The organism is Mesorhizobium sp. M0184, assembly GCF_040322215.1.
Taxonomy (GTDB): Bacteria; Pseudomonadota; Alphaproteobacteria; order Rhizobiales; family Rhizobiaceae; genus Mesorhizobium.
The window spans coordinates 64,373-76,944 of sequence record NZ_JAMYSZ010000021.1 but is presented as its reverse complement, the minus strand read 5'-3'; the positions used below and the strand labels follow the sequence as shown (position 1 = coordinate 76,944).

General features: G+C 61.8%; 12 protein-coding genes. 3 read left to right on the top strand and 9 right to left on the bottom strand.

Going from position 1 to position 12,572, the window contains the following annotated elements; translation table 11 throughout:
• Window positions 1–23: 23 nt before the first annotated feature.
• Both NKJ23_RS23205 and NKJ23_RS23200 read right to left on the bottom strand, forming a co-directional pair.
• On the bottom strand, window positions 24–1,808 hold the full coding sequence (locus tag NKJ23_RS23205; RefSeq protein WP_352682635.1) for a sensor histidine kinase: 1,785 nt from the start codon (window positions 1,806–1,808) through the stop codon (window positions 24–26).
• A 22-nt stretch (window positions 1,809–1,830) separates the two neighbouring features.
• Window positions 1,831–2,532, bottom strand: coding sequence for a response regulator transcription factor (locus NKJ23_RS23200; protein ID WP_023677547.1), 702 nt, complete (start codon window positions 2,530–2,532; stop codon window positions 1,831–1,833).
• A gap of 342 nt (window positions 2,533–2,874) precedes the next feature.
• On the opposite strand from NKJ23_RS23200, the gene NKJ23_RS23195 reads away from it, so the two are divergent.
• The 3 genes from NKJ23_RS23195 (at window position 2,875) to NKJ23_RS23185 (ending at window position 5,751) form a co-directional block, all read left to right on the top strand.
• Window positions 2,875–4,485 (top strand): phosphoenolpyruvate carboxykinase, encoded by a 1,611-nt coding sequence (locus tag NKJ23_RS23195; RefSeq protein WP_352682633.1) that lies wholly within the window; start codon window positions 2,875–2,877, stop codon window positions 4,483–4,485.
• Window positions 4,486–4,564: 79 nt separating this feature from the next.
• Window positions 4,565–5,002, top strand: a complete 438-nt coding sequence (gene arfB / locus NKJ23_RS23190) for an alternative ribosome rescue aminoacyl-tRNA hydrolase ArfB (protein WP_023677545.1) — start codon at window positions 4,565–4,567, stop codon at window positions 5,000–5,002.
• Between the two features lie 131 nt (window positions 5,003–5,133).
• Window positions 5,134–5,751: an alpha-ketoglutarate-dependent dioxygenase AlkB family protein gene (locus NKJ23_RS23185; RefSeq protein WP_352682631.1), complete on the top strand. Its 618-nt coding sequence runs from the start codon at window positions 5,134–5,136 to the stop codon at window positions 5,749–5,751.
• Here the strand turns inward: NKJ23_RS23185 and NKJ23_RS23180 are convergent.
• From NKJ23_RS23180 to NKJ23_RS23150, 7 genes are all read right to left on the bottom strand, one after another.
• Window positions 5,714–7,327: a hypothetical protein gene (locus NKJ23_RS23180; protein WP_352682629.1), complete on the bottom strand. Its 1,614-nt coding sequence runs from the start codon at window positions 7,325–7,327 to the stop codon at window positions 5,714–5,716. The genes NKJ23_RS23185 and NKJ23_RS23180 overlap by 38 nt on opposite strands.
• 91 nt (window positions 7,328–7,418) lie before the next feature.
• Window positions 7,419–8,993, bottom strand: a complete 1,575-nt coding sequence (locus tag NKJ23_RS23175; protein ID WP_352682627.1) for a hypothetical protein — start codon at window positions 8,991–8,993, stop codon at window positions 7,419–7,421.
• Window positions 8,983–9,378 carry a GtrA family protein gene (locus tag NKJ23_RS23170; RefSeq protein ID WP_023677541.1) on the bottom strand — a complete coding sequence of 132 codons (396 nt, stop codon included), beginning with the start codon at window positions 9,376–9,378 and terminating at the stop codon, window positions 8,983–8,985. Before NKJ23_RS23170 ends, NKJ23_RS23175 begins: the two co-directional genes overlap by 11 nt.
• A gap of 7 nt (window positions 9,379–9,385) precedes the next feature.
• On the bottom strand, window positions 9,386–10,156 hold the full coding sequence (locus tag NKJ23_RS23165) for a class I SAM-dependent methyltransferase (RefSeq protein ID WP_352454813.1): 771 nt from the start codon (window positions 10,154–10,156) through the stop codon (window positions 9,386–9,388).
• Window positions 10,156–11,163 (bottom strand): glycosyltransferase family 2 protein, encoded by a 1,008-nt coding sequence (locus NKJ23_RS23160; protein ID WP_352454814.1) that lies wholly within the window; start codon window positions 11,161–11,163, stop codon window positions 10,156–10,158. The genes NKJ23_RS23165 and NKJ23_RS23160 overlap by 1 nt, the downstream gene beginning before the upstream one ends.
• A 77-nt stretch (window positions 11,164–11,240) precedes the next feature.
• Window positions 11,241–12,200, bottom strand: a complete 960-nt coding sequence (gene coaA / locus NKJ23_RS23155; RefSeq protein WP_352451662.1) for a type I pantothenate kinase — start codon at window positions 12,198–12,200, stop codon at window positions 11,241–11,243.
• Between the two features lie 18 nt (window positions 12,201–12,218).
• The gene (locus NKJ23_RS23150; RefSeq protein ID WP_254815934.1) at window positions 12,219–12,545 is read right to left on the bottom strand and encodes a phosphoribosyl-ATP diphosphatase; all 327 of its coding nucleotides are present in this window, start codon (window positions 12,543–12,545) and stop codon (window positions 12,219–12,221) included.
• Between the last annotated feature and the right edge of the window lie 27 nt (window positions 12,546–12,572).

Below are 12,572 nucleotides of genomic sequence, written 5' to 3'. Positions count from 1 at the left end.
CAGGCGTGATTGGAATTCATCCGTCAGCCTTCCGCCGGCAGCGTCACCACGAAGCGCGCGCCCTTGATCTCGCCAGGCTTGGTGGCCGGGATGTTCTCGGCGCTCAGCGTGCCGCCATGGGCTTCAACGATCTGCCTGGATATCGACAGGCCAAGGCCCGAGTTCTGACCGAACGCCTCGCCGGCCGGCCGATCGGTATAGAACCGCTCGAAAATGCGGTCGATGTTATCGGCACGGATACCGGGTCCATTGTCGTCGATGGTGACGATGTTGAACTTGCCGGCGCGCGCCAGCGATATGGTGATGTGGCCACGTTCCTCGGGAACGAACGAGCGGGCATTCTCGATCAGGTTGGTGATCACCTGGCCGATCCTCAGGTCATGACCGACGACGAAGTAGCCTTTCACGCCCTGTGGCAGTTTGGCGACCTTGAATTCGATCTCGACCGCCTTCTTGTTGCGCGTGGCCTCGCGCGAGACGGCGACCAGATCGGTGATGAACTTCTTGAGGTCGACGGTTCCCGCATCTTCCCGCGCCAGCTCGGCATCGAGACGGGAGGCATCGGAAATATCGGTGATGAGACGGTCAAGCCGCCTCACATCGTGCTGGATGATATCCATCAGCCGGCTGCGCGAATTGTCGTTCCTGGCCAGCGGCAATGTCTCCACCGCGCTGCGCAGCGAGGTAAGCGGGTTCTTCAACTCGTGCGAGACATCCGCGGCAAAACTTTCGATCGCCTCGATGCGGGCGTAGAGCGCATTGGTCATGTCGCGCACGGCGATCGACAGATTGCCGATCTCGTCCTGGCGGTCGGAGAAGTCGGGGATTTCCTCGCGGTTCTTGACGCCGCGGCGAACCCTGACGGCCGCCGCGGAAAGCCGGCGCAGCGGGTTGGCGATGGTGGAGGCCAGCAGCATCGACAGGATGGCGGTAACCAGGGCGGCAATGCCGAACACGCGCAGGATCGCCTTGCGCTCGGCCGCGACGATCTTGTCGATGTCGCCGCCTTCGGTCGACAGCATCAGCACGCCGAGAACGGCACGGAAGCGCTGGATCGGCACCGCCACAGAAACGATCTGCTCGCCCTGCTCCGAGATCCGCACGATCGTCGACGGACTGCCGGTAAGCGCCTTGACCACTTCCGGAAACGCGGCGCCGTTGCCACCTGGCTGCTCGCGATAGACAGGCAGCTGCTTGTTGCGAAAGAAATCAAAGACGAATTTCTGGATGCGCTCCAGAAGGTCCGGCTGCTCCTCTTCGACCGGCGGCAGGTCGTAGCGAAGGATCTGGCCGCGCGAATAGAGATGGCGGGAATCGAGCAGCAGGTTGGCGTCGCGGTCGTAAATGCGGGCTCGGGTCCGCGTCGGCGAGATCAACCGCCTGAGCACCGGCGCCACGCGCTCCGGATTGATCGGGAAATCGAGATTGTCGAGCTGATCGGAGCCCGGGCCGAGGCTTTCGCCGGCCTGCAACTCGAGCAGCTTCTCCGGATCGATGCTGATCGAATCGGTCTCGACCGTCGCCGAGGCGGCGATCGCGCCGGCGATGATCTCGCCTTGAGTCATCAGGCTCTCGACACGGGCGTCGATCAGCCCGTCGCGAAAGGTATTGAGATAGAGAATGCCGGTGACCAGGACGGCAAGGCCGGCAAGGTTGAGAAAGAGGATACGCCGCGTCAGGCTGGAAAAGATGTGATGGCCGAGAAACCGGCGCATCGGCACCGTAATTTTCGACACGAAGGCGGGCAGAATCCGCGGCGGGCGCCTGGCGGCGCCCGACCGTCTCACTCGCTCTACTTGCACTGCCATCGAATAGCAGCTCCCGCTCGACTCAAGCTTCGCGGAACCGATATCCGACTCCGTAAAGGGTTTCGATCATTTCGAAGTCATCATCAACGGCCTTGAACTTTTTGCGTAGCCGCTTGATGTGACTGTCGATGGTGCGGTCATCGACATAAACCTGCTCATCATAAGCCGAATCCATCAGCGCATCACGGCTTTTTACAACGCCCGGACGCTGGGCCAGCGAATGCAGGATGAGGAACTCGGTGACGGTAAGCGTCACCGGCTCGCCCTTCCAGGTGCAGGTGTGGCGCTCCTGGTCCATGACAAGCTGGCCGCGCTCAAGCGACCGAGCCTGCTGGTTGGGCGCCTTGGCAGCCGCCTCGCGGGTGCTGGCGCGGCGCAGCACGGCGCGGACGCGTTCGACAAGAAGACGCTGCGAGAAGGGTTTGCGGATGAAGTCGTCGGCGCCCATCTTGAGGCCGAACAGTTCATCGATCTCGTCGTCCTTGGAGGTCAGGAAGATCACCGGCAGGTCGGATTTCTGACGCATCCGGCGCAGCAACTCCATGCCGTCCATGCGCGGCATCTTGATGTCAAGGATGGCGAGGTTCGGCGGGCGCGCCGCCAGTCCCTCCAGCGCCGATGCCCCATCCGTGTAGGTTTCGACCCGATAACCCTCGGATTCGAGGGCGATCGAAACCGAAGTCAGAATGTTGCGATCGTCGTCGACAAGCGCGATTGTTGCCATTTCAAGCGGCTCCCTCATGAGCTGTCCCTTCTTTCGTCGAGAAGGGGCTTTTGCAGGACAAATTAGGTACAAAATGTGGCATAGGCTGTATCCGCTGTCACGCGCGGCATGTCGACGGCCACAATTGTACCTCGATATGGATTGGACGAATGAACATCGCCAATCCTTTGGGCAACCATCAGTGTTTTTGCACATATAAACGATTTAAACAACTTTCAAAATATTTAAATCGATTAATGATTTGATATCATTCGTCTTTTCTGGTTTTGACGTTTTTAGCTCCTGCAATGGGGGTTCCGGAATTCGCCGGTAAAGACGCGGTAAATCGAAGAAGGGACACCCATGTCGGAAGCCGGCAAACGCAATCCTGCATGTGCAATCGATCGGATCGGCCTAAGAACCACGGGCGTGGTGCGCTATAATTTCGGCGCGGCCGCGCTCTACGAGGAGGCAATCCGCCGTGGCGAGGCCCGACTCACCGCGCATGGCGCGCTTGCCGCCGAGACCGGGCAGCACACCGGCCGCTCGCCCAGGGACAAATTCATGGTGCGCGACGAAAGCACCGCGCCGCATGTATGGTGGGACAACAACAAAGCGATTTCGCCGATCCAGTTCGATACGCTGCTTGCCGATTTTCGCGCCCACGCGGCTGGAAAGGACCTTTATGTGCAGGACCTGGTCGGCGGCGCCGACGAGGAGCTGAAGCTCCCGACCAGGGTGATCACTGAGCTTGCCTGGCACTCCTTGTTCATCCGCAATCTGCTCATCCGACCGGCCGCCGCCGAACTCGAGCATTTCATGCCCGATTTGACGATCATCGACCTGCCGTCGTTCCGCGCCGATCCCGCCCGCCACGGCACGCGCGGCGAAACGGTGATTGCCGTCGATCTTTCGCACATGATCGTGTTGATCGGCGGTACCTCGTATGCCGGCGAGATGAAGAAGTCGGTGTTCACCGTGCTCAACTATCTGCTGCCGGCAAAAGGTGTGATGCCGATGCACTGCTCGGCCAATGAAGGGCCCGTCGGCGACGCGGCCGTTTTCTTCGGCCTTTCCGGGACTGGCAAGACGACGTTGTCGGCCGACCCGTCGCGCACGCTGGTCGGCGACGACGAGCATGGCTGGGGACCGCACGGCATCTTTAATTTCGAGGGCGGCTGCTATGCCAAGACGATCAAGCTTTCGGCCGAAGCCGAGCCGGAGATCTTCGCCACCACCCAGCGCTTCGGCACGGTGCTGGAGAATGTGGCGCTCGACGCAGGCCGCGTGCCGGATTTCGACGACGGCGGGCTGACCGAAAACACACGCTGCGCCTACCCGCTCCACTTCATCCCCAACGCCAGCAAGACGGGGCGCGCCAGCCACCCGAAGAACATCATCATGCTGACCGCCGACGCATTCGGTGTGATGCCGCCGATCGCGCGGCTGACCCCGGCGCAGGCCATGTACCATTTCCTCTCCGGCTATACCGCCAAGGTGGCGGGGACCGAGAAGGGCGTTACGGAACCCGAAGCGACATTTTCGACATGCTTCGGCGCACCGTTCATGCCGCGGCATCCGTCGGAATACGGCAATCTGCTGCGCGAGCTCATCGCCCGCCACGGCGTCGATTGCTGGCTGGTCAACACCGGCTGGACCGGCGGCGCCTACGGCACCGGCAAGCGAATGCCGATCAAAGCAACGCGGGCGCTGCTTGCGGCGGCGCTCGACGGCTCGCTGAAAGCGGCCGACTTCCGCACCGACGCCAATTTCGGTTTCGACGTCCCGGTGACGGTTGCCGGCGTCGACCGCGCCATTCTCGACCCTAGATCGACCTGGATCGACAAGCCCGCCTACGACCGGCAGGCGGCAAGGCTGGTCGGCATGTTCGTCGACAATTTCGAAAAGTTCGAAGCCCATGTCGACGCCACCGTGCTCGGCGCCGCACCGCGCATGCAGGTAGCGGCTGAATAGCCGTCGCCCCTGGTGATGCTTCAAGGCCCGGCTTCGATCGGGCCTTTTCTTTTTTCGCCTGCCGCGCCATGAGTGCGGCATGAACGCCGACGACAAGATCATCATTACCGACGATGCGGTGATTAATCCGGGCGACCTGCACGAGGACTTCATCCGTTCGTCCGGCCCGGGCGGCCAGAACGTCAACAAGGTGGCGACGGCAGTGCAATTGCGCTTCGATGCCGCCAATGCGGCTGGCCTGTCGGAGCGGGTGCGCGAACGGACCATCAAGCTTGCCGGCCAGCGCGCCACCAAGGACGGCGTCATCGTCATCGAAGCCGGACGCTTCCGCACCCAGGAGCAGAACCGGGCGGACGCCCGGGCGCGGCTGACGGCACTGGTCGCCAAGGCCGCCGAACCACCACCACCGCCGCGCAAGAAGACCAGGCCGTCTAAAGGCGCGGTCGAAAGACGGCTCAAGAGCAAGGCCGGGCGCGGCTCGATCAAGAAACTGCGCGGCCGGGTCGGGGATGAGTGACAGCCGAAGCGGCTTCGGATCTCAGATCGCCGGTTAAAGCGCGCAGCCACCGTCGGAGGCGGCTTTCGGGTCGCCGTTTTCATTTGACGGTGGCATTCTGATTTCTCCAGACCAACGGATTAAGCGACGCGATGCTCGTACTGCCCAAAGGCGTCCGCCATATGCCCGGCTACCTGTCGCGCGCCATGCAGGAAGTGCTGGTGGAAGATATCAGGCAGGTCGTGCAGAAGGCGCCGCTGTTCGTGCCGGCGATGCCGCGTACCGGCAAGGAGATGAGCGTGCGCATGACCAATTGCGGTCCGCTGGGCTGGGTCACCGACAAGGAGCACGGCTATCGCTACCAGCCGACCCACCCGGTGACCGGAAGGCCCTGGCCGCCGATCCCGGAGATGCTGCTCGAACTGTGGCGGGATGTATCTGCCTATGCGCACCCGCCGGAAGCCTGCCTGGTCAATTTCTATTCGCAGGATGCCAAGATGGGTCTTCACCAGGACCGCGACGAGAGCGATTTCTCCGCGCCTGTCGTCTCGGTGTCGCTCGGCGACGATTGCCTGTTCCGGGTCGGCCAGACGACGCGCGACGGCGCCACCAAATCGTTCAGGCTGAGGAGCGGCGACGTCGTCGTGCTTGGCGGCGAAGGGCGGCTCTGCTTTCACGGCGTCGACCGTATCTACCCGTCGACCTCGGCATTGCTCAGGGGTGGCGGCCGCATCAATCTGACGCTGCGACGGGTGACGATGCCGAAATAGGCTGTTCGGGTGGCCGGTGGCCCGGGCGGACATAATCGTCGCGCAGATAGATGCGCTCGGTCTCGTCCTCGATAAGAATGCGGTAGTGCGCCAGGATGGCGTCAAAGCCAAAACGCCCCATCAGTTGGCTTGTCCACATTGTGTTGTTTTTCTTGAAGACGACGATATCCGGGCGCAGACGCGCGAACTCTTCGCGTTTGCTTTCGACGTAGCGCGCCATGATGGCTTGGTAACGCATGGCTTCGGGGGTGTCACCCGAGAGAGCTGCCTGCCGGGACAGGGAAAGTGCGAACGCTCCAAGCCAATCGCTGACGTGGGTCGAAACGAACTGCCCATCGATCATACGGTTCAACGGATGTCCCGAGGAAATATCCGAACTGACCAACGCTACGGTCGGCCGATCGGTGGCGGCGCGAATTGCAGCAACCAGCGCCGGCCCTGGTTTCTGGGTGCTCCAGTACGGCAAGAAAGCGATTGCCACCGCCGCCAATGCCCAAGCTCGCGAAGGAGCCGTCACGAACGTCAACTGCTTCGACGGCTGCTGCACGATCCGGGGCAGTGCCAGCAGGCAGAAAATGGCTGCCACAGCGCAAAAGATCGCGGGATAGGCATGATAAGACCAGCCTTTGGCTTGGTAGAACAGGGGAAACATGCCGGCGATCGATGCCGCCAACACTACCGCCGCCAGCTCTGGAAACCGCCTGGCAGGCCACAGCCACCAGATCAGGAAGACAAGGAAACACCACGAGAAACCGTAGCCGATCACAATCGGCCAAAAGATGCCGATCTTTGCATAAACGTCCGCCAAGAGGGGATAGATGTCGCGCACGAATTCCGGATGGATCAGCGTGACTGTGCTGAGATAGACAACGCAGATGCCGCCAATGACCCAGTGTTCCAGGGCGAAGATCGATTTCAGACTGCGCCGGCGCACTGCAACGACCAGCGCCGGCGCCAACACCATGATCGCATAGTAGGGCTTGACCAGCAGCAGAATGCTGCCCGACAGGCCGGCGAGTACGGCGAGCCCGGGGTCTGGTTGGGCAGCTGCATCTCTGCGCGCGCGCCAGGCATGAAGCGCAAGCAGCGGCATGAAAAGTGCCATGCCGATATGCTCCCGCTCGCTGAAGGCATTTCCGGGGAAGACCACCAACATTGCGCAAAACGCTGGCCCCAGTGCAAACAATGATGCAGTTTCGGTGAAACCCGCACGCTTGACGATCACGCCCGAGAGCGAAAGTCCGATAAGCACGGCAAGGTATGTCCAGGCCTCAACCAGGATTTCCGGGGCGGTGCCCAGCAATCTGGCCGCAGCCACTGGCGGCAGATAGAGCCAGACGCTGAATGGGGGATTGGTCTCGTAGATTTGCGAGTAAAGCCGCTCACCGGACAGCATACGCTCGCAGACCGTGATCAGCCAGCTAGTGTCGGGAACAGTCCCCCAACGTCGCTGCCAGAAGATCGAGAAGACGGTGACTGCGGCAATGGCCAGGACATTGCGGCTAGGAAGCAGCGACGCCGCAATATCCCGGTCGCGCCAGCGGCTCAAGCCGCCAATGTCGTTCGAGACGCTCATGCTGTTGCACCGAGGCTCTCGAGATCGAGCCATCTGTCGTCCAGCGGAGCGATTGGATCCAGCCGTGTCATGGGTTTCCGGGGGCTCCTGCTCAATCGGTTTGGAGCGGCGCAGGCGCCGTGTAACGCAGATAGACAGTGATTTCCGGCTCGGCGTGCAGCAGACGATAGTCGGCCAAGGCGACCTGGATCCGCTTGTCCTGCAGCATCAGGGCAGTCCACGCGGGCGAGCCTGACAGCACGATATCGGGCTTCTTCGCTGATATCTCGGCGGCGTTTTCGCCGATCACCCGATCGCGGATGCTTTCAAGTTCCGGTCTCCGTTCGAGATCGCCGGTGATGCGGGCGAGCGTGTCCGCGTTGGAGACCGCCCAGGCGCTCGGATGGCGTGATATGAACCTGCCGCCGACCAGCCTGGCGAGGGGATGGGCAACCTGCATCTGGTCGGCAATCGACATGATGGTCGGGGTTTCGACCGTTGCGCGGATCGCGGCGACAGACCGGGCGATCGGGCCGTTATCGGTCGTCAGCGCCGCGTACTGTGCCCTGACCGCTATTTGCAGCACCAGCACGCAGCCGAAGATCAGGGCGGCCTTGCGAACGAAGCCTGCACTGCCGAATGTGCCGAACCGCACAAGCTGGATGCCAAATGCAAGTGTCGCAACAACGACCATCGGCAGCGCGTGATTGGGCCAACCCTTGCCCATGACGATGAAGGCCGGAATGAACCCCAGGGCGGTCAGGAGCGGAATCCTGACGTCCCAGTTCGTCTTTCTCAGGCCGCCGGCCGCAAGCACGGTGGCGGCGGCCAGAAGCAGCACCACTTTCGGCCAGTTTGCCAGCATATCGGCGGCAGAGGCCCTCAACGGAAGATAGACCTCCCTGACCAAGGGCAGGACGTCGCTGACGTAAGCGCGGTCGAAGAGCGCGATGGACGCGATATAGGCGGCCACGATCGCAGCGCCCACCAGGTTCTCTGCGACGAAGAGCGGTCTCAGCGACCGCCTTTCAAGCGCAAGACAGAGCGACGGCAACATGAAGGCCAGCACAAAATAGGGCGGCTTGACCATGACCACGACCGCCGCGCCGAAGCCCGCGACCATGTGCTCCAGGCGCGAGCCCGCGCTGAAATCCAGGTTCCGCTGACGTGTGCATTGCAACGCCACCCAAGGCAGAATGGCAATCAATGCGAAGTGCTCGCGTTGGCCGAATTGATCCGGCATGAAACACAGGATCAAAAACAGGGCCGCCGCTGCCGCCCACAGCGCATGGGGCTGCCGGTAGACCGGTTCATCGCGCGCGAGAATGCGGACGGAAACGGAAAGACTGGCCAGGCTCAGGCAAACGACGCCAAGCGTCAGCCAGAATTCCGCACGCATGCCAGTGAGCTTTTCCAGGAGCATGAACGGCATGTAGAGCCAGATCGAGAAAGGGGGGTTGGTCTCCACGATGGCGGTGTTGAGCCGCTCTCCGCCAAGCAGGCGGTCGCAGACGACCAGAAGCCACGACACGTCAACATTGGTCGGAATTGCAACGGTCGATAGCCAGACGGCGTATGTGACGACCAGACTGGCCAGCAGCAACGGAGCACCCGCTACGCCCACAAAGGGCGAGAAGCGGTTGGCGCCGGGCAGCAGTTCACTGAGGGATCGCGCGCTAGAGACCACGAAACACCCACCGCCCGAGGACGACATAGTTGATGACCGGCACGGCAATGCAGGTGAGCAGGATCGGGATTGCGGCAGGGACGCCGAGCATCTGGGTCAAAAGCCCCGGCAGGGCGATCGCGACGGCGAGGCCGGAAGCGGTGAGCAGGAGGAAGCGGGGCAATTCCATAGCGTGGCTGCCGCCCGAGGTGAACGTGAAATATTTATGCCCGGTGTAGGAGAACAGCGCGGCGACGGCGTAGGCCGCAAACGATGTGAGCGCCGCCGGCAGGGCCGCCGTTGCCTGTCCACGCGACAGCAGAAAAGCGCAAACGGCGTAGATCAGCGTCGACGCGATGCCAATCAGCGCAAAGCGCGATAGTCGACGATACGAGCCGGTGCCCATGACGCGGTCAAGCTGCCAATTTCTCGTCGAGGCGAGCGGTTTCGACGGCGCTGTCCTTGCGGAATACCGCCAGCAGCGAAACCCCGAAGGGCAAGCTTGCATTTGGTATGATGCGGCCTTCCGCCGAAAACACTGCCTTCATCGCCGCATTCAGTGGTTTTGGCGGCGTGGCATGGCCGGCTGGCAAGGCCGACTTGCGCAACCTGTCCACCAGTCGTGCCAGCGCCGCTACCGGGAAGAGCGCGGCATTTGTGTAGCTCAGCCGGTCGATCGCGAAACCAGCCCTTTCGATTCGTTCACGCAGCAGATTGCGTGAATAGCGCCGCATATGATGCAGCCCCACATCATGCGTGCTCCACAACCATTGGTGTGCGGGCACAGTGAGGACGACGCTGCCGCCCGGTTTCAGCACTTGGCGGATCGCGGCAAGCGACGCCTCGTCTTCGGCGACATGCTCCAGCACGTCGAACAGGCAGACGAGGTCGCAGCTTTGCGGCGCGACAGGAATGTTGTCCGGCAGATGTCCGGCGAGGAACTCGCGGCCGGTCTTTTCCCAGGCAATCCTGCGCGCGAGATCGCTCATCTCGACTGCCGTCACTGCGCCAAACTGCTCCAGCATCCGGATGTTGCCGCCGGTGCCGGCGCCGATCTCGACGATGCGCGCGTTTTCAGGCAGGCCGATGCTGCGAATGACCGCCTCGGCGATGGCGCGACGCCCGCAGAACCACCAATGCTCGTCTTCGGTGGCGGCCATCTGTCGGTAGGCGTCGATCTCCATCAGCTCATTCCCTCATATTTGCGGCGCACGATGTAGATCGGACGCTGCTTGATCTCGGCGTAGACCCTGCCGAGGTATTGTCCGATGATGCCGATGCCGAGTAACTGGATGCCGCCAAGGAAAAGAACACTGACCAGCAGGGAGGCGTAGCCGGGCACATCAACGCCAAAGATCATTGTCTTGGCGACGATCAGCAGGCCGTAGAGGAACGACAGCGCGGAAATCGTCGCGCCGACATAGGTCCAGATTTCAAGCGGAGCGGTGGAGAAGCTGGTGATGCCTTCGAGCGCGAAGTTCCACAGCTTCCAGCCGGAGAATTTCGACTGGCCGGCGATGCGCTGATCGCGGACATATTCGACGCTTGCGGTGCGGAACCCGACCCAGGCGAACAGGCCCTTCATGAAACGACGGCGTTCCGGCAAAGACCGCAGCGCCTGGATGACCTGGCGGTCGATCAAACGGAAGTCGCCGACATCGTGCGGGATCTTCTGCTGCGCGATCCAGTTGTGAACGCGGTAGAACATCGAGGCGGAGCGCTGCTTGAGAAAGCTGTCGCTCGACCGATTGGCTCGCTTGGCCAGAACAACCTCAAAACCCTCGCGCCACTTTTCCACAAGCAGCGGAATGACATGCGGCGGATCCTGCATATCGACATCCATCGGGATCGCTGCATCGGCATCGCAGCTGTCGAGCCCCGCGGTCATCGCGGCTTCCTTGCCGAAATTGCGTGAAAGGTCGATTACGTGGATGCGTGGATCGGTTTGTTGGGCTTCGATCAGCTTTTCGAGCGTCGTATCGCTGCTGCCGTCGTTGACGAAGATGAACTCGAGGGCAACGCCTTTGTCCTTCAGCGGCGCGGTGCTTTCGCATACCGCCTTCAGGAATGGAGCAATTGCGCCTTCCTCATTGTGGACAGGCACGATCAGGGCAATCGTTGCGCCGCCGCTGCCCGGACGTGCGATGCGGTCAGCTGCCGGCCGATCGATGTTTAGGAATGGCGCGTTCATTTGTTTGCCGAGCCCGCAGATCAGGCCCGACAATAGAAAGACTGGGTTAAGATGACTTTAAGGAATGTCCCGGGATTTCACAGTTTCCTGAGCGCCACTTCCTCGACCAGATGGTTGGCGCCCTTGCGCAGGATGAGATCGGCTCGGGCGCGGGTCGGCAATATATTCTCGCGCAGATTCTTCAGGTTGATGTTGGTCCACAGGCCCTCGGCGATGGCGCGGGCCGCATCCTCGGAAAGTTGCGAATAGCGGTGAAAGAAGGAGGCCGGGTCGCGGAAGGCGGTTTCGCGCAACCGCATGAAGCGGGCGATATACCAGTGATGGATCAGCGCCTCCTCGGCATCGATGTAGATGGCAAAGTCGAAGAAATCCGACAGGAAAGGCACGATCTTGCCGTCCTTCGGCAGCTTGCCCGGCTGCAGGACATTAATGCCTTCGAAGATCAGGATGTCGGGCCGGTCGATGGTCTGGAACTCGCCCGGAATGACGTCATAGGTCAGGTGCGAATAGACCGGCGCGCGGACGTTGCGCTGCGCCGATTTGATGCCGGACAGGAAGCGCAGCAGCGCGCCGACGTCGTAGCTGTCCGGAAAGCCCTTGCGCTCCATCAGATTGTTGCGGCGCAGGACTTCGTTCGGCAGCAGGAAACCATCGGTGGTGACCAGGTCGACCTTGGGACTCGACGGCCAGCGCGCCAGCAGCTCCTTTAGCACGCGCGCCGTGGTCGATTTGCCGACCGCGACGGAACCGGCAATGCCGATGATGAACGGTGTCTTGGCCGCGTCCAGCGCGTTGAAGAAGGCCTGGCGCTGCCTGAACAGGAGTTGACTGGCTTCGACATGAGCCGACAACAGCCGCGACATCGAAAGATAGATGCGCTCGACCTCGTGGAGATCGACCGGATCGTTCAGCGACCGCAGACGACGGACCTCGTCCTCGGTGAGCGTCATCGGCGTATCGGCGCGGAACCGCGACCATTGCTCGGCCGAGAAGAAACGATAGGGTGAATACTTCTCGGTAGGAGCGAGCTGGTCCATCGAGTTCCTCCGCAGCGATCAGCCCCGGTCCAGCCGAGACGCCTTTTCGGCGATGCCCGAACGACCGGTGCGGCGTTCAAGCTCGTTGAGCACATCGCTCAGCGGAATGTCCGCTATGCCGAGAACGACAAGCCAATGATAGATGAGATCGGCGCTTTCCGAAACAAGCGCGTCCCGGTCGGCGCTGACGGCTGCGATCACCGTTTCGACTGCCTCTTCGCCGAGTTTCTGCGCTGCCTTGCTCATGCCACGCTGAAAGAGCTTGGCCGTCCACGAATCCGGATCGCCGGAACGTGCGCGTTCGCCAATAATCTTCTCCAGATCGGAGAGCGAGAACTCGGTCATGACGGCGTTTACAGCCTCTTCTTAGCC

Bases quoted from the DNA above. Each gene is read 5' to 3' on its own strand.
- arfB (WP_023677545.1), top strand. From the start codon at position 4,565: ATGAACGCCGACGACAAGATCATCATTACCGACGATGCGGTGATTAAT.
- NKJ23_RS23200 (WP_023677547.1), bottom strand. From the start codon at position 2,532: ATGGCAACAATCGCGCTTGTCGACGACGATCGCAACATTCTGACTTCG.
- NKJ23_RS23160 (WP_352454814.1), bottom strand. From the start codon at position 11,163: ATGAACGCGCCATTCCTAAACATCGATCGGCCGGCAGCTGACCGCATC.
- coaA (WP_352451662.1), bottom strand. From the start codon at position 12,200: ATGGACCAGCTCGCTCCTACCGAGAAGTATTCACCCTATCGTTTCTTC.
- NKJ23_RS23195 (WP_352682633.1), top strand. From the start codon at position 2,875: ATGTCGGAAGCCGGCAAACGCAATCCTGCATGTGCAATCGATCGGATC.
- NKJ23_RS23170 (WP_023677541.1), bottom strand. From the start codon at position 9,378: ATGGGCACCGGCTCGTATCGTCGACTATCGCGCTTTGCGCTGATTGGC.
- NKJ23_RS23205 (WP_352682635.1), bottom strand. From the start codon at position 1,808: ATGGCAGTGCAAGTAGAGCGAGTGAGACGGTCGGGCGCCGCCAGGCGC.
- NKJ23_RS23180 (WP_352682629.1), bottom strand. From the start codon at position 7,327: ATGAGCGTCTCGAACGACATTGGCGGCTTGAGCCGCTGGCGCGACCGG.
- NKJ23_RS23185 (WP_352682631.1), top strand. From the start codon at position 5,134: ATGCTCGTACTGCCCAAAGGCGTCCGCCATATGCCCGGCTACCTGTCG.
- NKJ23_RS23150 (WP_254815934.1), bottom strand. From the start codon at position 12,545: ATGACCGAGTTCTCGCTCTCCGATCTGGAGAAGATTATTGGCGAACGC.
- NKJ23_RS23165 (WP_352454813.1), bottom strand. From the start codon at position 10,156: ATGGAGATCGACGCCTACCGACAGATGGCCGCCACCGAAGACGAGCAT.